The 19,433-nt window shown below is 39.7% G+C and carries 15 protein-coding genes and 1 pseudogene; 11 read left to right on the top strand and 5 right to left on the bottom strand.

From position 1 onward, the window contains the following. Nucleotides 1-182: 182 nt before the first annotated feature. On the bottom strand, nt 183-1,325 hold the full coding sequence (locus G3T18_RS20780) for a hypothetical protein (protein WP_224412507.1): 1,143 nt from the start codon (nt 1,323-1,325) through the stop codon (nt 183-185). A 454-nt stretch (nt 1,326-1,779) separates the two neighbouring features. Here G3T18_RS20780 and G3T18_RS20785 point away from each other — a divergent pair, with 454 nt between their 5' ends. From G3T18_RS20785 to G3T18_RS20810, 6 genes are all read left to right on the top strand, one after another. Continuing rightward, nucleotides 1,780-2,730 carry an MBL fold metallo-hydrolase gene (locus tag G3T18_RS20785; RefSeq protein WP_224412508.1) on the top strand — a complete coding sequence of 317 codons (951 nt, stop codon included), beginning with the start codon at nt 1,780-1,782 and terminating at the stop codon, nt 2,728-2,730. Nucleotides 2,731-2,868: 138 nt separating this feature from the next. Beyond that, the gene (locus G3T18_RS20790; protein WP_224412509.1) at nt 2,869-4,224 is read left to right on the top strand and encodes a flippase; all 1,356 of its coding nucleotides are present in this window, start codon (nt 2,869-2,871) and stop codon (nt 4,222-4,224) included. Nucleotides 4,225-4,312: 88 nt separating this feature from the next. Next, nucleotides 4,313-5,251 carry a M48 family metallopeptidase gene (locus tag G3T18_RS20795; RefSeq protein ID WP_224412510.1) on the top strand — a complete coding sequence of 313 codons (939 nt, stop codon included), beginning with the start codon at nt 4,313-4,315 and terminating at the stop codon, nt 5,249-5,251. Between the two features lie 416 nt (nt 5,252-5,667). Next, nucleotides 5,668-7,968: a sensor histidine kinase gene (locus G3T18_RS20800; RefSeq protein WP_224412511.1), complete on the top strand. Its 2,301-nt coding sequence runs from the start codon at nt 5,668-5,670 to the stop codon at nt 7,966-7,968. Beyond that, complete coding sequence (locus tag G3T18_RS20805; protein WP_224412512.1) at nt 7,922-8,368, top strand: response regulator; 447 nt, start codon at nt 7,922-7,924, stop codon at nt 8,366-8,368. Before G3T18_RS20800 ends, G3T18_RS20805 begins: the two co-directional genes overlap by 47 nt. 39 nt (nt 8,369-8,407) lie before the next feature. Beyond that, a complete protein-coding gene (locus tag G3T18_RS20810) occupies nt 8,408-9,571 on the top strand; it encodes a hybrid sensor histidine kinase/response regulator (RefSeq protein ID WP_224412513.1) in 1,164 nt (387 codons plus the stop codon). A gap of 274 nt (nt 9,572-9,845) precedes the next feature. On the opposite strand, the pseudogene G3T18_RS20815 reads toward G3T18_RS20810, so the two are convergent. The 3 genes and pseudogenes from G3T18_RS20815 to G3T18_RS20825 form a co-directional block, all read right to left on the bottom strand. Continuing rightward, nucleotides 9,846-10,718, bottom strand: a pseudogene (locus G3T18_RS20815) (protein kinase domain-containing protein); the annotation flags it as partial. Nucleotides 10,719-10,766: 48 nt separating this feature from the next. Continuing rightward, nucleotides 10,767-11,051, bottom strand: a complete 285-nt coding sequence (locus tag G3T18_RS20820; RefSeq protein WP_224412514.1) for a DUF3593 domain-containing protein — start codon at nt 11,049-11,051, stop codon at nt 10,767-10,769. Between the two features lie 25 nt (nt 11,052-11,076). Further along, a complete protein-coding gene (locus G3T18_RS20825) occupies nt 11,077-11,382 on the bottom strand; it encodes a DUF2499 domain-containing protein (protein WP_224412515.1) in 306 nt (101 codons plus the stop codon). A 147-nt stretch (nt 11,383-11,529) separates the two neighbouring features. Here G3T18_RS20825 and G3T18_RS20830 point away from each other — a divergent pair, with 147 nt between their 5' ends. Next, on the top strand, nt 11,530-12,405 hold the full coding sequence (locus G3T18_RS20830; RefSeq protein ID WP_224412520.1) for a hypothetical protein: 876 nt from the start codon (nt 11,530-11,532) through the stop codon (nt 12,403-12,405). 105 nt (nt 12,406-12,510) lie between these two features. On the opposite strand, the gene G3T18_RS20835 is transcribed toward G3T18_RS20830, so the two are convergent. Then, complete coding sequence (locus tag G3T18_RS20835; RefSeq protein ID WP_224412521.1) at nt 12,511-14,586, bottom strand: cation:proton antiporter domain-containing protein; 2,076 nt, start codon at nt 14,584-14,586, stop codon at nt 12,511-12,513. A 229-nt stretch (nt 14,587-14,815) separates the two neighbouring features. On the opposite strand from G3T18_RS20835, the gene G3T18_RS20840 reads away from it, so the two are divergent. The 4 genes from G3T18_RS20840 to G3T18_RS20855 all read left to right on the top strand — a co-directional run bounded on the left by G3T18_RS20840 (nt 14,816) and on the right by G3T18_RS20855 (nt 18,971). Beyond that, complete coding sequence (locus G3T18_RS20840) at nt 14,816-15,808, top strand: beta-ketoacyl-ACP synthase III (protein WP_224412516.1); 993 nt, start codon at nt 14,816-14,818, stop codon at nt 15,806-15,808. 33 nt (nt 15,809-15,841) lie between these two features. Then, entirely contained in the window at nt 15,842-17,044 is a 1,203-nt protein-coding gene (locus tag G3T18_RS20845; protein ID WP_224412517.1) for a glycosyltransferase, read from the top strand. A 92-nt stretch (nt 17,045-17,136) separates the two neighbouring features. Continuing rightward, nucleotides 17,137-17,994: a hypothetical protein gene (locus tag G3T18_RS20850; RefSeq protein WP_224412518.1), complete on the top strand. Its 858-nt coding sequence runs from the start codon at nt 17,137-17,139 to the stop codon at nt 17,992-17,994. Beyond that, the gene (locus G3T18_RS20855) at nt 17,991-18,971 is read left to right on the top strand and encodes an NAD-dependent epimerase/dehydratase family protein (protein WP_224412519.1); all 981 of its coding nucleotides are present in this window, start codon (nt 17,991-17,993) and stop codon (nt 18,969-18,971) included. Before G3T18_RS20850 ends, G3T18_RS20855 begins: the two co-directional genes overlap by 4 nt. The last annotated feature ends 462 nt before the right edge of the window (nt 18,972-19,433 follow it).

Here is a 19,433-nt window from a genome sequence, read left to right on the forward strand (position 1 = left end):
GTTCTAAATTAATTGCCATGTTCTGAAATCTCTAATAGATTCTTGGTTTTGAGCAAAAGTGAATTGGTGATTTTTTGTAGCTTATAAATTACCACAAAAGGCGAAAAATAAATAGCGGCTTTTACTTTTCTTATTACTCAAAAGTTTCCGCCGCTTTCTATTACCAAATCAGGTAGCACTTGCTACTGTACAATTGAAATTCCTGCGGTATCTTTCAGGCGACCTTGTACGCCCCAACCTCCCATAGGAAAGGTTTCTGTGACTCCCATCCACAGTTCATTTCTTCCTTGTTTTAGTGGCAAATACACCGTATCATAGTAACCAACCGTGCCTAAAAAGCGATAATCTCTTGAGCGAAAAGTATCACTGCCACTATATACCAGTTGGTCATTTAAGTAAACTTTTACTTGGTCGCTAAAGCCAAATTCTAGTGGCTTCATTTGGTCGCGTTCTGAATTAATGATTGTGCGAACAAAAATTGTATCTTTTCCTTCAGCAAAACGGTCTGCTTTGGCTAGGTTTAGCAATCCCATGCGCTCAGTGCTAAGTTTTTCCCAACTCAATTGTTGCTTTTCGTTGGCACTTAAATTAACTTTACCTTCTAAAGTTTTTCCATCAAAAGCATTTGAAACAAACCAAGAATTAATAGTTCCCGCGGGGACGGGTTCTAACTCTGGGGCTTGTCCTTTTAAAGGTGGGTTACTAACGCTGGTATAAGTAAAGTTGGCAAAATGCCCTGGCGCAAAATTTTCGACAATTAAGCCGACTTTCCCTGGTTCGAGTTCACGCTTCATGTCGTGGATAAACAAAACTGGCTCATTCATATCATCGACATAAACTTCGCCTTGCTCTCCAGAAACCACAACTTTAACATGAATCCACTCATTGAAAGGATATTCAATGGGAACGCCAAATCCGTCACCATAATATAGTTGCCAGCCAGTAACTTTATTAAAGACAGGCGAATATTGATTAGCATCAGGATTACCTGATTGGTGGGGTCGCATATAGAACTTTTCATAGTTTTCTAAGTCCTGTATACGCCACAGCGTCCCAATAAAACCTCGTGCTTTGTCGAAGGCAACATCATACTCAATAATGCCATCGAGGAAGTTAGAGTCTTGAACAACAGCAAAACCTCCTTTGAGGAAGAGACTTTGTTGACCCAAGTAATTCTCTACTTTACTTTCCTCGGCATCGATTTCCCAGCGAGTCGAGTCAAAGGGGATGACTTGGCTCGCTTGAAGGGGTTGGCTATAGGAATAACCTACTGTCAAGAGAATAAAGACAAATATTCCGATTAAGTATCGCTTAAGTTTTATCATCTTGCCCACTCTTTTTGCAAGAGACCTAAATTAATTTACGTCAAGTCATGCTCATTCTACCCCGTAGTTTACCATTTATAGCTTTTGTCAAGAAAAGCTTATACTTAGGTACTCTTGAGATTCCTAGAGTGTTAAGAGTGAAATATCAAAACCTACTTTTCCTACTTTTCCTACCTTTCCTACTTTTCCTACCTTTCTGACTTTTCCTACTTTCGTAGATTTGTGCAGAAAATATGTACTTATTCGTCTCGCTTTTAGCTAAAGTTAAAGCAGCAAAAACGACTTGGCTAGGGGTCGGTCGGGAAAAAGAATAAATTATCGTTTTTGGGGGACGGGAAAGAAAATTGGCGATCGCTACTAGGCAAATGAACAGGATATGGTAAAACGGACAAATAGACTACTGCTTTTTGGACAAGAAATACCCATTGTTCGTTTTTTGCAAAGGAATTCCCCTATGAAGATAGTTAAACTGTTCATCGTACCTCTGTTACTAGCTGTTTTCACCAGTTTTATTATTATTAGTTGTTCTCCTTCGGAAGAAACAACTACGTCCACGACTGGAGAACCTACCACTACAGAAAGTGCCTCGGTAAATGAGTCAGCACTGGAGGTGAATGTTTTTGAGGCTAGCGAAAAGGGCGTTTTAGTGTTATCGTCACTGATTGAAGGTGAAAACGAGGCGATTTTGGTTGATAGCCAGTTGTTGCTGAGTGAAGCTGAACGCTTGGCTGACCAAATCGAGACTTCAGGTAAAGAGTTGAAAGCAATTTGGATTACTCACGCCCATCCAGATCATTATTTTGGTGTCGAAAAGGTTTTAGAGAAGTTTCCAGAAACTCCAGTTTACTCCACACCAGAAATTGTTGGTGAGATTGAACAGCGTAATCCTCAATTTGTCCAAGGTTTGAAACAAAATTACGGTGATGATGTAACGGGTAATCCCATTGTCCCGGAAGCCTATAACGAAGACTACATCGACTTAGATGGCGAACGTTTGGAAATTATCAAGTTTAATCGAGGTGATACTCCCAATACTACAGGGATTAAAGTTCCCGACGGTACAGTAATCGCGGCAGATGTTCTTTATTGGGGAGTTCATCCATTTTTGGTAGAGGCGGCTACAAAAGAAGCACGTAGTGCATGGTTAACTACTATTGATAACCTGGAAGCGATGAATCCCACTCAAGTTATTCCGGGACACAAAGCGCCTGAGTTTAACTTGAGCAATAGTTTAGAAAGCATTGATTCGATGCGCAAATATCTGAACGATTTCGGAACGATTGTCCAAACAAAAACTAGTGCAGATGAAGCTTTGGCTGCGGTTGAGGAAGCTTATCCAGATTATAAACTTCCGGGCTTTTTCTTGAGACTTAGTACCCAAGCAGCATACCAAAATCAAAGTTAGTTTTCCTAACTTTTGAGTAACGCTGTCACCCCAAAGGGGGCAGTTACACTAGTAAAGCCCGCTTAAGCGGGCTAAATTATTCATCAAAAAAGATAGATAGAATTATTTTTTCTATTTCAGCCAACTAAAAATAAGAATATGACTCAATCTTCTACGTCTCAAAGTCAGGAAAGTATTAAGTTAGATGTTCTGGCGAAAGATGCGACTGTAGCTTTGGTTATTCAGGCGACTGGCTTGGTTTTAACTTATTCGGTACAGGTAATTTTGGCGCGATGGATGGGTAGAACTGAGTATGGTATCTATGAATATACGGTTGCTTGGTCGTTATTGTTGGGCATTCCCGCCGGGTTGGGTTTACCGCGCACGGCTTTGCGTTTAATCTCGGAATATCGAGTGAGAAAAGATTGGGGACGTTTGCGCGGGATTATTCGCGGTAGCTGGTTGGTAACTTTGGTGGCTGGTTTTTTGCTGTGTTTGGGTGCGGCGGGAACTATCTGGTTGGTAAATTACTATCACAGCTTTGTTTATGCGATGCCGATGTTGGTGGGGTTAGGGTTGATTCCGCTACAGGCTTTGGTACAGTTACAGTTGGAAACGGCGCGGGCGTTGGAAGATGTACCATTAGCTTATGCTCCATCGCAAATTGTTTGGCCGATTTTGGTGATTTGCGGGGGATTTTTTCTGCTGCAAACTAACCACCATCTCAATAGTTTGATTATGATTGCTGTGGCGACAGTGATGTTATTTGTGGTGGTGGCGTTTCAGTTATGGTTTTTGCGGGAGAAACTGAATCGCAAAATTGAACCTGCTACTCCAGTTTATGCTTATCGGGAGTGGTTAGCGATCGCTTTGGTCTTGGTTTTGCAGCAGGCTTTCTATATTATTTTGAACCAAACTGATATTATTATGGTCGGTTCTTTGGTGGGTCCGGGGGCGACGGGCATTTATAATGCGGCTGTGAAAACGGCGATGTGGGTGAGTTTCATTTTACAAATTGTCAATATTGTCGCTGCACCTGCGTTTGCAACTCTTTATACTCAAGGAAAGCTTCAGGAGTTACAAAAGGTCGTTTCTACAGTTACGGTGTGGATTTTTTGGCCCTCGCTGGCGATCGCGGCTTGCTTACTGCTTCTCACTAAACCAATTTTAAGTCTTTTTGGCTCTGATTTTCTCGTGGCTAGTCTACCTTTGAAAGTTTTGGTTTTGGGACAGGTGGTCAATGCTATTTGTGGCTCTGTTGGTAGTTTAACAGTGATGACGGGTCATCAAAACAAATCAGTGAAGATTTTTGGTGTTAGTGCTTTAATTAATTTAGTGCTAAACGCGATCGCTATTCCTCGCTTTGGTGCTGTCGGCGCAGCAATGACTACTAGCTTTACAATGGTTGTCTGGAATATCTGGCTGAGTATCTTAGTTGTGCGAGAAATTGGCATTAATCCTTTAATCTTTTATAGTTTCTTCGGTAGAGTAGAGGACTCCACTAGCGAAGAATAAAGTGGTTGCCCCTATTTTTTGCTGAGGCTACAATAAATGAAATCAATTCTCCAATCTTTGTATTTCATTTTACACTTTTAATTTACCAATGGATAAGAAACTATTTCCCGGACTGAATTCCGAAATTTACGAACATCCTTTTGATAGTAAAGCTTTGATTTCTTTGCAAAGGATGCCTGGTGTATCCTTAATGTTTAAAAAAATCAATGAGTACGGTATAGATCGCTTATTTCGCTTTCGGTGTCTGGGTAATGGTTTGAAGGTGAATAGCCGCAATTTCCCCGATATGTATCAGGCATTTATGTCAGCTTGTCAAGTCTTGGATATTTCGCCTATTCCTGAATTATATCTCGTCCATGGTGAAGGTTACATTAAAACTTTTACCATTGGCGTAAATAAATCCATTGTTATTCTGAATATGGATGGATTTGAGTTACTTTCTCCCGAAGAATTAGTTTATGTTTTTGGTCACGAATTAGGACATATTAAAAGTAAACATATGCTCTATCACCAAACCGCAACTGTGCTTCCGGCTTTGGGGAAAGTAATTGCTAATTCTACTCTGGGGATTGGTGGCTTGGCAACTAATGGTGTAGAATTGGCTTTATATCAATGGGTGATGATGGCAAAGTTGACTTGCGATCGCGCAGGATTATTAGCTTGTCAAAATCTAGATGTCGCTACGAGTGCTTTAATTAAACTTGCTGGTTTACCTGGTGAATATATCACCGATCCAGTAGTAGAAGATTTTGTCGCTCAAGCTCGCGAATTTTCAACTTATAATCTTGATAATCTTGATAAGGTAACTAAAATTCTTAGCTTTATTGAAAATATGCGTCCTTGGGCAGTTTTACGCGCTTCTGAGTTATTAAAATGGGTTGATTCGGGCGAATATCAATCTGTACTTATGGGGACATATCTGACTGAAGATTCAACTGATACTATTGATATAGTTGATGATGAAGATGACTCAGAAGAATGGGATTTCTTGGCTTCTTGGGAACCTAGTTATAAACGATCGAATTAAAGTAATAGTTGCAGTAGTGAAAGTAAAACTAAGATCTTCTTTCTGAAGCAATTAAGGCTAGATTTTAGTCAAAATTCTTTCACTACTTAGACATTTAAATAGCAAATATTTTCCTGAATTTAAGCTGAATTTTTGCCAAACTTTTTCTGGGAAATCTTTAATTAAAGTTTGCTTAATTTTTGAAATGCAAGAAAAAGTTAGCTTTGTTGATAAGTTTTAGGAAAAGTTTACATTTTCGGTGAAGCAAAATTTAACATTAATTATTAACATCGCAATCAGTTAACTGCGCTATACTGTTGTAGCAACTAAATAACTAACCAATCGATGCAGTTGCTGGTAAAAATGGTGTATTTTTAGAATCAAGCTATAAAACCCCAAAAATTAACGTTATTATTACTGAGGACAAGAGGGAAATCATGGTGGAAATCAGCGTACCGACCCAAGATAGTTATTTAATTAGCTTAGACCAACAACCAATTCATACCTGCGGTAAAATTCAGCCTCACGGGGTACTTTTTGTTTTATCAGAACCAGAATTAAAAATTAGAGAAGTTAGCAACAATACTTATAGGGTTTTCGGGATTCATCCTGAAGAAATGTTACAAAAAACCCTAGAAGAATTACTCGATCCATTCCAAATGGAGAGAATTAAATCTGGATTAGCTGAAGAAAACTTCGAGTTTATTAACCCAACCAAAGTTTGGGTGAGGAAAAAAGGCGACGAATATGTTATCTTTGACAGCGTATTTCACCGCAACTCTCACGGCGATCTAATTCTGGAATTAGAACCTGCTGTTTCTCAAGAAAATATTCCCTTCCTCAGCTTTTATCATCTTGCAAGAGCATCAATTAATCGCTTAGAAGAGACAGCAAATCTTCAAGAATTTTGCCAAGTTATTGTTAAAGAAGTCAGAAAAGTTACCGGGTTTGACCGGGTAATGTTGTATAAATTTGACGAAGACGGACATGGTGCAGTCATCGCGGAAGAAAAACTAGATAAAATGGAATCTTACCTGGATTTACACTATCCAGAATCAGATATTCCCAAACCAGCAAGACAATTATTTAGTTCTAATTGGATTAGATTAATTCCCGACGCAAAAGCCAAAGCTGTAGAAATTGTTTCCCGCGATCGCGCTAGCGACGAAGCACCACTAGATTTAACTCACTCTATTCTCAGAAGTGCATCGCCCTGTCATTTAGAATACTTGCATAACATGGGCGTAGGTTCTTCCTTAACAATTTCTTTAATTAAAGACAAAAAATTGTGGGGATTGATTGCTTGTCATCATCTTACCCCCAAATATGTTTCTTATGAATTACGCAAAGCTTGCGAATTTTTAGGACGAGTAATCTTTTCGGAAATCTCCGCTAGAGAAGAAACCCAAGACTACGATTATCGCATGAAACTGAGCTATATTCAATCTGCTTTAGTTGATTATATGTCGCAGTCAGAAAACTTTATCGAGGGATTAGTTAAATATCAACCAAATCTACTCGAACTTAGTAATGCTACCGGAGCAGCAATTTATTTTGGCGGTAACTGGACTTTAGTTGGAAAAACTCCCAAAGAAGAAGAGCTAAATTTTTTAGTACAATGGCTGAGAAGCAACGTTGAAGAAGAAGTTTTTGCCACTGATTCCTTAGCAAGTTTGTATTCAGATGCCGAAAAGTTTAAAAATGTCGCCAGTGGATTATTAGCAATTCCCATTTCCAAGAAAAATTACGTGCTTTGGTTTCGCCCAGAAGTAATTCAAACAGTGAATTGGGGCGGCGATCCTAATAAAGCATTTGAAACCATTCGTTCCGAAGGAAACATCCGTTTATCGCCGCGTAAATCCTTTGAACTGTGGAAAGAAACAGTAAGTTTGAAATCTCTACCTTGGCAACAAGTAGAAATTAATGCCGCGCTAGAATTACGCAAAGCAATTATTAATATTGTCTTACGTCAAGCCGATGAATTAGCCCAACTAGCGCAAGATTTAGAACGCTCCAACGCCGAGTTGAAAAAATTTGCTTATGTAGCTTCCCACGACTTACAAGAACCACTCAATCAAGTAGCAAACTACGTCCAGTTGTTAGAAATGCGTTATGAAGAAGAACTCGACGAAGATGCGAAAGAATTTATTGGTTTCGCCGTCGAGGGAGTAAGCTTAATGCAAACACTCATCGACGACGTACTCGCCTACTCGCGAGTGGATATGCAAGCGATCGAGTTTGAACTCACTCAAGTAGAAATAGCACTCGATCGCGCTTTGAGTAATTTACGAGGACGAATTGCCGAAAGTGGGGCAATTATTACCCACGACTTTTTGCCAACTGTGATGGCAGATACTACCCAGTTAATGCAACTGTTTCAAAATCTAATTGGTAATGCAATTAAGTTTCGCAGCCACAAGACACCAGAAATTCACATTGGCGCACAGCGTTTAGAAGATGCTTGGTTGTTCTCAGTACGAGATAATGGAATTGGCATCGAGCCACAATTTAGCGATCGCATCTTCGTCATCTTTCAACGTCTACACACCCGCGACGAATATCCGGGTACGGGTATGGGTTTAGCAATTTGTAAGAAAATTGTCGAATGTCATCGAGGACGCATTTGGGTTGAGTCAGAACTTAGTCAAGGCGCAACTTTCTACTTTACGATTCCGATAGGGGGACGCAAGCGTGAGCTTAGAAACGGACGAAAAGCAGAAAACCATATTTCTGGTTGAAGATAATCGAGGCGATATTCGTCTCATTCAAGAAGCTTTAAAGAATAGTTCCGTACCGCATCAAGTGGTCACGGTGAGGAATGGGATGGACGCAATGGCATATCTTCGCCAAGAAGGAGAATACGCTGATGCAGTCCGTCCAGACCTCATCCTGCTTGATTTAAACTTACCAAAAAAAGACGGTCGCGAAGTTCTCGCAGAAATCAAAGCTGACCCCAAATTAAAGCGTATTCCTGTAGTCGTCCTCACAACTTCTAAAAATGAGGACGACATTTTCCACAGCTATGATTTGCACGTTAATTGTTACATCACTAAATCGCGTAACCTAAGTGAATTGTTTAAAATCGTGAAAGGGATTGAAGAGTTTTGGCTCGAAACCGCAACCCTACCCGGTGAATAAAACCGCATCAAAATTGCATCTGGGGGTAAAAAACCAGGAATGCTCGGAAGTTTGGTTAAAATTTTACTGGTTGAGGATAGCTTGGCAGAAGCTAGACTCTTGCAAGAAGTTCTTAAAGGCGCTCAAATCAAATTTAATTTGGTTCACGTCAAGCGCTTGCAGGATGCTTTAGCACGGCTTCAAGAAGATTATTTTGATGTTATTTTACTCGATTTAACTTTACCTGATAGTGAGGGTTTAAATTCCCTTGCTCCTTTAAATCATCAAGCTCCGAGCATCCCTGTGGTGGTGCTAACTAATACTAATGATGATGACCTCGCTGTCGAAGCAGTGCGACAGGGAGCGCAAGATTATTTGGTTAAGCGAAACATTAACCTCGATGTTTTGGTGCGTTCTCTGCGTTATGCAATTGAACGCAAGCAGGTTTTGGAAACTTTGCGAGCAAATAATCAAGTTTTGGAAATGCGCGTTCGGGAACGCACCGAGGAATTAGCTAAAGCTCAAGAAATTAACCAGCTTAAGTCAGAATTTGTCTCGATGCTTTCTCATGACTTCCGCAATCCTTTGACAACTATTCTGCTTTCCACTGGATTGTTAGAAGATAGCGATAACCAATTAACAAATGAGAAAAAAATTACGCTTTTCCAGCTAATTCGTTCAGCAAGTAATAATATGGCTCGCTTACTGGACGAAGTTCTCCTGCTAGGAAAAGCTGATTCAGGTAAGCTTAAATTTCAACCCAATCTTCTAGATATAGAACAGTTTTGCTGCAAATTAGTTGAAGAATTAAAACTTAGTATTAATCACAAAGAACTTAATTTAGTTTTTGCCAGTCAAGGTAAATTCGATCGGGGATTATGGGATGAAAATTTACTGCGACATATTTTAAATAATTTACTGGCGAATGCGATCAAGTATTCCGGTGAAGGTGGTACAATTAGGTTTGAATTGATTAGCAGTGAAGAAACAGTAATTTTGCGAATTCAAGACTGGGGAATTGGTATTCCGACTGAAGACCAAAAACATCTATTTGAACCTTTTCACCGAGCGAATAATGTTGGCAAAATTCCCGGTACGGGTTTGGGATTGGCAATTGTTAAAATGTGCGTCGAGGCGCATCAAGGAAAGATTACATTTGAAAGTGATGAAGGAGTAGGAACGACTTTTACTGTTAAATTGCCTCTTTTGCAAGAAGCCGCATGAGAGAAATTTTTTCCTATTTGTTACCTTCACGAAACTCAGACTTTAATTGCTCTAGTTCTAAATCTATTTGACTTTTTGGTCTGGTTGAATTAGAGGAAGATTTTTGCTTCGGTGAGTTAGGTTGTTTTTGTTTTCCAGTTTGACCAAATTCTGATTTTATTTCTAGTAACTCTGAATAAATTGGGTTTTGATTTGCAGGTTTTGCCTGGTTTTGTGCAGATGTGGCGACAATTTTCGCTGCGGTTTTTGGCACGGAATTATTAGTCGGAATTTGACTCTGCAAATCTTTAATAATTTCCCCAGCAGTTTGATAGCGGCGATTGGTTCCACCTGCGAGCATTTTAGTGAGAATCTTACCAAGATTATCGCTAACTGGTTCTCGCAAAAAGTCTCGCCAGATCCAGTTTCCGTCGCCGGGATCGAATAAATTCATTGGCGGTACTTCGGTTAATAAATAAATACAAGTAACGCCCAAACTATATAAATCGCTGGCAAAAGTTGCTCTCCCAATTGCTTGTTCTGGGGAAACATAACCAGCCGAACCGATGGAAGTTCCGGTTTTATGTAAAGAGGTGGTAGTAACGGCTTTGGCTGCACCAAAATCAACTAAAAAAAGTTGGCGATCTTGAGTGCGGCGAATAATGTTTTCTGGTTTAATGTCGCGATGAATTACTTGATGTTGATGAACAAATTGTAAAACTGGTAATAAGTTATTGAGTAAGCCACGAATTTGGGTTTCATTAAAGTTACCCTCTTTGTTGATTACTTTACCTAAATCGTCTCCTGCAATAAATTCTTGGACTAAATATTGTTGGTTATCTTGGATAAAATAAGCTAACAAGTCGGGAATTTGGGGATGTTTTCCTAACTCATCTAAACGAATTGCTTCTCGTTCAAATAATTCTGCTGCTTTTTCCAGTGTACTGGTTCCTTGAGCTTGGGGAAGAAATTGTTTAATGACGCAAAGTGGTTTTGAGGGTTTGTCTTCGTCGGTGGCTAAAAAAGTTTTGCCAAAACCACCTTGTCCGAGAGGTTTTTTAGCACGGTAGCGGTCTTTTAGCAAGAGTTTTTGTCCGCAAGTTAAACAAAATTTACTTGTTTCGGGATTTTGGGGATTGGGGCAGTTAGGGTTAAGACAATAACTCATAATATTTGCTGGAAAAGAGCGCCTATTTTCTATTTTGCACTATTCGTGCTACTGCTTGCGTGCGAGAATTGCTTGGCGAAAACCTAAAACTACTAAAATGTTAGAAAGAGTCAAAAATAATTCTGCCGAACCATGTAACCAGTCTACATTAGCTAAACTTTCGCCGTAGACTTTTTGGGAATAAATTCCTGCGGGAATAGTTACTGCGACAAAGATTAATAGCACGTAAAAGCCAATTAAAGCCAAACGGGGCGTTTTTCCGGAGCGAGTGATAAACCATAAAAAGCCGAGATAGGGAAATAAGGAAATAGCAAATAAGGTGTCTTTGTTCATTGTGAGTAGGTAACTGATAAGCTAATTATTGGTTAGTGGTGGGACGCGAACGCCAAATCCACCAAGCCGCAGCACAAAGGGTACAGTTTCCTAATACTGTCATAGCTGCTTGGACGGTGACAAGCCAGGTTAAAGATTCCGGGTTATCAAAATAATGCCAAGTAACGGCGCACATTGCACTAATGAGTGCAGGTAACATGGCGAAGGAGAGAAAACGCCAAACGCGATCGCCGCTAACTTCACTATATGTCCAGATTAACCAAATTGCAGCGATCCATTCAATAATGCTGGAGATGTGAACGATCCAAGTTGGTAGAGAAAGTGCGTGCATAAATTCCTGAAAATCGGTTAATTCAATTCTTATTAAAGCATTAATTTGCTCTTGCTTAAGTATTCACTGCTTACTTATTCTCCTGCATAATAGTATTTACCAGGAGTAATGTCCAATTTTCCGGCAAATATTGAGAAGCAAAACTTAATGACTAGATTTATTCACGATCAATTTGCTAAAGATTATCTTGAAGAATTACTCAAACCTTATGGAGAAGTAAAAGCTCCTAGTCGAGTAGCAGGAGAAGTAAGAGAAATTGATGTTTTGTTTACTCCCAACTCTGAAGGTAATCTTAGCTTAGAATCACTGGGACTTTTGGGAAGATTTGCTGTTACTTCTTCGATTTTTGAACCCTTCCGCAATGCGGTAAGTTCGGATGAAATTTGCGATTGTTTGTTAAATTTATTAGTGGTTCGGGGAGATTTGCAACGAGAAGCAAATCGCAGTAAGACTCGTCTGCAAGAGTCAGATCTACCTAAGTTGTGGATACTTACTCCGACAGCATCAGCAAATATTCTCGACGGTTTTGGGGCTGTTGAGCATGAAGAATGGTTATCTGGAGTACATTTTATGCCATTTTCGTTGAGAACGGCGATCGTGGTTATTCACCAGTTACCTCGAACTTCAGAAACTTTGTGGTTAAGACTTTTGGGTAAGGGAAGAGTTCAACAAAGAGCAATTGATGAACTAGCAGCACTTCCTACTGATAATTTATTGCGGTCAAATACGCTAAAACTATTGTATAACTTGCAGTTAAATTTGTCAGTTCTTCAAGATCGAGATCCGGAGGATAGGGATTTAATTATGCGTTTAACACCATTTTACGAACAAGAGCAAGAACAAGCAATTCAGCGAGGTGAACGTTTAGTTCTCGAAAATGTCTTGCGGGTGCGTTTTGGTTCGCTAGATGAGGAATTGGCTACTATTCTTGAGCCATTATTAGCATTATCTCCAGAAGAGTTTACTCCTTTGGTAATGCAGTTATCTCGCGAGGAATTATTGGCTCGATTTGGTGGTAGTTAACTGTTAGTTTTTAGCTGATTTTCTTTAGGGATGTTTGTTTTTGTGCATCCCTAAATTATTTTCTAGTTAAATCGAAAATTAAAAGGAATTTAGTCATAAATGTTATTAAGAATGTGGTTCGCCAAAGAGTACAATTGAACAGGTAGCTTGTTGTAAGACTTGGGTGGTTACGTCGCTGACAGCTAAACCTCCCGCAGTGCGACGACGACGCGATCGCACGATCGCCATATCGAATGATTGGGATGCTTTGACGATGACTCCAGCTACGTTGTCGTGGGGAATGGTTTTGATGTCTGCGTTGACAGGGAGATTGGTTTGGGCGAGAATTTTGCTTAGTTCGGCTTCAAAATCGGCGATTTGGCTGGGGGAAGTGCGGCGATCGCAAACGTGGAGTAAAGTAATTGTAGCTTGGTTTGCATCAGCGAATAGTTGTGCAAAGCGGACTACTCGAATTGCATGAGAAGAAAGATTTTTGATCGGAACTAAAATCCGGTGCATATTAATCGGTTCGTCGAGTAAACGCATTACTGCTACCGGACAATGTGCAGCCCAAAAAACGCTATCGATAATATTACCAAATAATCTGGCTCGCAAACCTGTAGTTTGACTCCAACCCATGACAATTAAACTCGCATTTTGTTCTCTAGCAGTGCGACTAATTCCTTCAGCAATATCGTCATCAATGCGTAAAGCTGGATGAGATTCTACATTAAATTCTGCACTAATATCAGTTGCTCTTTGTAAAAGTTTTTGACTTTGTTTAATTGCACCTCCTAGTTGAGGTTCATCCATGTGAACGTGCGCGGGAGCGATCGCTAAAGGTACAATATGTCCGGACTCATGACGGGCTAACAGCGCCCCCATTTCAATTAAATACCTGACTGTTAAAGGATTGTAGAGAGGGACAACAACGATAAAATGATGAGGTGAGATGTTCTCACTGGGAATTGGTTCTTCACTTACTATACCCCAATTTTCAGTTTGGATCTCGTTAGTAGGTTTAGGAATTGGTAATTTACTGGCAAATCTTGCTGTTGCTAAAGGTCCGAGAATCGACGTAATTAGCATTAAAACAATTACTGCATTAAAAACTGCATCGGGGATTAATCCTGCTTCTAAACCAGCTAAAGCCGCCGCTAAAGTTGCTGCTACTTGAGGTAAGGATAGCGACCACATTGTTAAAGCTTCATTCCAGTTATAATTATACAATAATTTAGCTAACAATGCTGCTAAAAATTTACTTCCTAGCAATCCAACTAAAATTGCTAAAGTTAGTCCTAAACCTGTAGACAAACTATTGATAAAAGCCGGAATATCTAACAGTAATCCCATTCCGACGAAGAAAAAGGGAATAAATAATGTTGAACCAACAAATTCAACCTTTTCTTCCACTGGTCCATGTCCCACTACATCATTAACTGCTAAACCAGCTAAGAATGCACCAACAATTTTATCAACATTAATTAGTTGCGCTCCTACGGAAGCTAAAAATACGGCTAAAAGTACAAACAAAAACTGATTGCTTTCTTCATCTCCGGTGCGACGAAAATATTCTTTACCCGCCCAATCTAAACCGAATAAAACCGCCGCCGCATAAATCGCTAACGCAGCTAATTGAATCACTAAAGTTAGGGTAGAAAATTCTCCTGAATGAATCGCGACGCAGATTGCTAGAACTAGCAAAGCGGCGATATCAGTAAAAATTGTTGCCCCAATTGTGACGGTAACTGATTCATTGGCAACTACCCCCAATCTATTCACAATTGGATAGCCTAAAAGCGTATGAGAAGCGATTAAAGAACCAATTAAAATTGCCGAATTCCAACCAAAGCCAAATATTCTTCCGACAATAGCGCCAATAATTAAAGGTAGTAAAAACGTGGCAAGTCCAAAGCCAAGAGAACGATTTTTTGTTTTGCGAAATTCAGCCAAATCAATTTCTAAACCAGCAACGAACATGAGATAAATTTTCCCAATGTCCGATAGTAGTTTCATTGTCTCATCTTCGGCTGAAAGTAAATTTAAACCATTTTGACCTAAGATTACTCCTGCTACCAATAATCCAACTAATCCAGGCAGCTTGATTTTTTCAAAGATAGGTGGTACGGTCAAAATGACCAATAAAAGGATCGTAAAATCAACGATTGGGCTATCGGGAATAAAATTTAGTAGCTGTTCCATCGAAAAGGTAACAGAAAAGGTTTGCGATCGGCGCAGTTTACACTCAAGCAGGTAAGTTAAATTGACACCAATGAGTGAGACTAACAAAAACGTTACATTAGTTTAACATTCCGATCAACCCGAAAAGCGACGATCGCGATCGCACCATGAGAGAATATTTCCTGAAAAAATCTATCTTGAGGTAGAAGAATAGAAAAGTACACTAGCTTGTGAAAAAGCCTGAATTTCTATGCAAACAAGATCGGTGAAAATCGTTGCTACAGGTAAGTATTTACCAAAAAATAAAGTTACTGCTACACAATTAGCTGCCAAACTGGGTATAGATGCAGCTTGGATTGAAAAAAAATCTGGGGTGCAAGTGCGTTATTTTGTCGAGGATGAATCCGCTTCTGAAATGGGTGCGTATGCCGCGAAATCTGCCCTAGAAGCTGCTGGTTTGTCATTTTTTGATATTGATTGCCTAATTTGCACTAGCAGCACTCCAGAGCAAGCAATTCCTTGTACGGCGGCTTTGGTACAAAAGCGTTTGGGAGGGGAAAATTCAGGTATCCCGGCGTTCGATCTTAACTCGACTTGCTTGAGTTTTGTCACGGGATTGGATACAATTGCTTACGCGATCGCGGCTGGACGTTATCGGCGCGTGTTACTGGTAGCGACGGAAGTTTGCACGGGCATTAATTGGGAAGATCGAGAAACTTGCACTTTATTTGGTGATGGTGCGGCTGCTGTGATTATCGCCCAAACTGAGGAAGATGAGACAGGAAAAATTATTTGTTCTCGCTTAGAAACTTACAGTCGCGGGGCGAATTTATGCGAATGTAAAGCTGGGGGAAATAAGTATCATCCCCAAGACTATAGCAAAAATTTGTCACAGTTTCTTTTTACTATGAATGGCAAAGCAGTATTTCGCTTTGCTTGCGAAATTTTACCTGATTTTCTCGATCGCCTTTTCCAACCTGCGGGTTTAGAAATAAGCGATCTCGACATGGTCATTCCTCATCAAGCTAGTTTAATGGCAATGAAGCTAATTCGCAAGCAACTGGGCATTCCCAAAGAAAAATGGTTAGCGATCGCGCACAATCATGGTAACACGATCGCGGCTTCAATTCCCATGGCACTTCACGAAGCGATCGTACAAGAAAAAATTCAGCGCGGATCGTTAATCATGCTACTCGGTACCTCAGCAGGTTTTTCCGTCGGTGCGATCGTCATGCAATACTAACTCAATTTCCCCACAATTATTTGAGGAACTTCAATGAATTTACTAATCATCATTCTTGCCATTACTATCCTAGCCGTTCGGATTTGGAAATACCAAACTATTACTCATTTTTTCAGCCAAGTTTCCCCACCCTTACCCGACGAAATTGGACAAGATAACGATAACATCCAGATTAGCATTCTGCAACCAATTTTAAGCGGCGACCCCACATTATGGTCATGCTTATCAGGTAACTTAGAAATGGTAACGAGTTACCAATGCGAATTTCTCTGGTTAGTAGACACCGACGACGAAATCGGAATTGCCGGTTGTCAAGAATTAATTAACAGCTACCCAGAGCGTCACATTCGCCTCCTTACTTTACCACCTCCCCCTGATAAAATTAGCCCGAAAACATATAAATTAATTGAAGGCTTAAAACAAAGCCAAGGTGAATACATCACCGTCCTCGATGACGATACAATTTTACCAGATTGGGCATTCGAGCAAAGCCTTCCTTTACTCAACCAACCAGAAATAGGAGTCACCTTTGGCTTACCTTACTATCTCAACTTTTCTAACCTTTGGTCAAGCTTACTCGCAGCAGTAGTTAACGGTAACAGTCTCCTCACCTATATTCCCTACACCTACCTAATCAAACCCATCACCCTCAACGGAATGTTTTTTGTCATCAAAAAAGAAATATTAGCCCAAATCAACGGATTTTCCGGCTTAGAAAACACCCTAGTAGACGATCACGCGATCGCCATGCGCTTTCGCGAGTATAATTATCAACTGAAACAATCACCAGTCTGTCACGGAATCAGCACCCAAGTTAACAACCTAACCCACTACTTAAACATTATCAACCGTTGGTTTATTTTCCCCCAAGCCTCAATCATGAGACTAGGAAACTTCCAAGATTTACTCATCTTCTATACCATCGTTTTATTACCCACCTGCTTCCCCTTACTCATCTTTCTTTACACCCTAATCTTCCCCTCAATTTACACCCTAACCTACAGCTTAATCTACTTCAGCTTTAGTTACTGGATGCTCGCAAAGTTCAACCAAAACTACCTCAACCAAGCAACTCCCAACCACAAAATCATCTTACTCATAATCCTCCAAATCCTCCTCCCAATTAATATTATACTTTCCTTAATATCACCAAAAAAAATTAACTGGCGAGGACACATCATGGAAATAAAAAAAGATGGAACATTCACCTTTATCCAACGCCGAAACCAGAATTAATAGCGATCGTTAAATCTGCTAAAAACTACCCACCAAAACCCCAATCATAAACCCCTTTGCGACTTTGCGACTTTGCGCGATGCTTTCTCAAAATGATTCAAATTATTCTAATAATCATCACACTACCATTACTATTAACCCTAGCCGAAACCCTAATTTGGTTCAATCTTTTGCATCAACAAACAAGCACCAAAACACCTTCTAAAAACAATTGGCAAAACGCAATTGTTTTCCTCACAGGAATCAGCGACTACAAAGCCACCAACCTACAACCAGAACAAATAAACTTCATCCAAAATATTAGCAAACACTTTCCCGCCGACATAGCGATCGCCGAACCTTTTCCCTATGAAAAAATTACCGCCCAAAAATATTTACCTCTTGACATTTGGGACAAAATCCGTTACAAATCGCCACCATTATTAGTAATTTCCTTACACAACTTCTGGCAAACAATTTTCAGCGCCTGGTTTCCCAAAACTCATGGTAAAATAGTCGCCAAATGTCTAATTAATCGTTTAGGCATTCCCGAAACCACCCACAGTAACTTAATCTTTATTTGTGGAAGTGTCGGCGCAAATATCGCCTTAACAGCCACACCAATATTAACCGAAAACTGGCAAATTAGGGTCTCAATTATTTCCTACGGAGGCGTTTTTGGTTCAACATCAGCCTTTGACAGCATAGACCATTTTTATCACCTAGTAGGAAAGCAAGACAACTGGACAAAAATAGGTAAAATTTTATTTCCCCAACGGCTACTATCCAGAGGTGGAATTGCCAAAGCCAGACAAGAAAATCGCTATAGCATCCATTATACTGGAGAGCATACCCACATGGGATACCTCAGCGAGATCCAAGTCAACCCGACTCAACTAACCTACCAAGACTTAACCCTCAAAACAGTTATTCAACTACCAATTTGGGAAAAATTATCATCACAGTTATGAAAGTTCTCGTCACTGGTGGAACCGGATTTTTAGGTAAACGACTAGCTAGCAAATTAAAGCAGCTAAACTATGAAGTTACTGTCTTAGGAAGAAACACGATTATTGGCAAACAACTTGCTAGCGAAGGGTTAAATTTTATCCCAGTTGACTTGCAAAACCCCCAAGCTACAATTGCCGCTTGTCAGAAACAAGATTACATCTTCCATTGTGCAGCATTATCCTCACCTTGGGGAAAATATCAAGACTTTTATAACGCCAACGTTATCGGAACCAAAAATATAATCCAAGCTTGTCAAACTCATCAAGTAAAAAGATTAATTCACATTTCCACCACTGCCGTTTACTTTGATTTTACCCATCGTTTCAACATCAAAGAAAACTCGCCCTTACCTAGCAAACCAGCTAACCACTACGCCAAAACCAAACTACTAGCTGAAACCGAAATTAACCAAGCCACCAAACAAGGACTTCCAGCAATTATAATCCGACCTCGCGGCATATTTGGACCCGGAGATACAGCAATTTTACCTCGATTAATTCGTACCAGTCAAAGCTTTGGTATACCTTTCATTAACGATGGTCAAGCTTGTATCGATATTACTTATATTGACAATGTAGTCGATGCCTTACTTCTATGTAAAGATGCCCCCGATAAAGCACTAGGTAAAATTTTTAATATTAGTAATGACGAACCGATGAAATTAGCAAAAATTTTAACAATGTTGTTTGCTACACTTGACTCTCCCTTGAAAACTAAACGTTTTTCTTATCCTACAGCCTACGGGTTAGCAACTATTCTGGAAAATTTCGGTAAAATTATGGGGAAAGAACCACTTTTGACTCGTTATACAGTAGGATTACTCGCTTTTAGTCAAACTTTAGATATTAGCGCCGCTAAAGAAGAATTAGGTTATCAACCAAGTATAAGTATCGAAGAAGGTTTGAACAGATTTGTCAGTTTTTATACAACTATTTAACACTCATATACTCTATACTGATTAAAAATTTCCTAGTTAGTAGTGGGGACTTTAGTCCTCTTTTTCTTGACTTGACTACTGCGCTAAAGCGCCGACTACGAACTACTCTGGAAAAATCGAACAGATTTGTCAGTTTTCATACAACTATTTAACACTCATATACTCTATACTGATTAAAGATTTCCTCGTTAGTAGCTCAGACTTTAGTCCGACTTGTAACAAACTAAACTAAAAAGTAATTCAGGTTTAGTCTTCTTCTTTACTTAACTGCGGCGCTAAAGCGCCAACTACGAACTACTCTGAAAAAATCGAACAGATTTGTCAGTTTTCATACAACTATTTAACACTCATATACTCTATACTGATTAAAGATTTCCTCGTTAGTAGTGGGGACTTTAGTCCTCTTTTTCTTGACTTGACTACTGCGCTAAAGCGCCAACTACGAACTACTCTGAAAAAATC

Origin of the sequence: Oscillatoria salina IIICB1 (assembly GCF_020144665.1) — a bacterium.
In the GTDB taxonomy this organism is placed as follows: domain Bacteria; phylum Cyanobacteriota; class Cyanobacteriia; order Cyanobacteriales; family SIO1D9; genus IIICB1.

Excerpts from the sequence above, each read along its gene's own strand:
- G3T18_RS20780 (WP_224412507.1), bottom strand. The coding sequence starts at position 1,325 with ATGATAAAACTTAAGCGATACTTAATCGGAATATTTGTCTTTATTCTC.
- G3T18_RS20785 (WP_224412508.1), top strand. The coding sequence starts at position 1,780 with ATGAAGATAGTTAAACTGTTCATCGTACCTCTGTTACTAGCTGTTTTC.
- G3T18_RS20790 (WP_224412509.1), top strand. The coding sequence starts at position 2,869 with ATGACTCAATCTTCTACGTCTCAAAGTCAGGAAAGTATTAAGTTAGAT.
- G3T18_RS20795 (WP_224412510.1), top strand. The coding sequence starts at position 4,313 with ATGGATAAGAAACTATTTCCCGGACTGAATTCCGAAATTTACGAACAT.
- G3T18_RS20800 (WP_224412511.1), top strand. The coding sequence starts at position 5,668 with ATGGTGGAAATCAGCGTACCGACCCAAGATAGTTATTTAATTAGCTTA.
- G3T18_RS20810 (WP_224412513.1), top strand. The coding sequence starts at position 8,408 with ATGCTCGGAAGTTTGGTTAAAATTTTACTGGTTGAGGATAGCTTGGCA.
- G3T18_RS20820 (WP_224412514.1), bottom strand. The coding sequence starts at position 11,051 with ATGAACAAAGACACCTTATTTGCTATTTCCTTATTTCCCTATCTCGGC.
- G3T18_RS20825 (WP_224412515.1), bottom strand. The coding sequence starts at position 11,382 with ATGCACGCACTTTCTCTACCAACTTGGATCGTTCACATCTCCAGCATT.
- G3T18_RS20830 (WP_224412520.1), top strand. The coding sequence starts at position 11,530 with ATGACTAGATTTATTCACGATCAATTTGCTAAAGATTATCTTGAAGAA.
- G3T18_RS20835 (WP_224412521.1), bottom strand. The coding sequence starts at position 14,586 with ATGGAACAGCTACTAAATTTTATTCCCGATAGCCCAATCGTTGATTTT.
- G3T18_RS20840 (WP_224412516.1), top strand. The coding sequence starts at position 14,816 with ATGCAAACAAGATCGGTGAAAATCGTTGCTACAGGTAAGTATTTACCA.
- G3T18_RS20845 (WP_224412517.1), top strand. The coding sequence starts at position 15,842 with ATGAATTTACTAATCATCATTCTTGCCATTACTATCCTAGCCGTTCGG.
- G3T18_RS20850 (WP_224412518.1), top strand. The coding sequence starts at position 17,137 with ATGATTCAAATTATTCTAATAATCATCACACTACCATTACTATTAACC.
- G3T18_RS20855 (WP_224412519.1), top strand. The coding sequence starts at position 17,991 with ATGAAAGTTCTCGTCACTGGTGGAACCGGATTTTTAGGTAAACGACTA.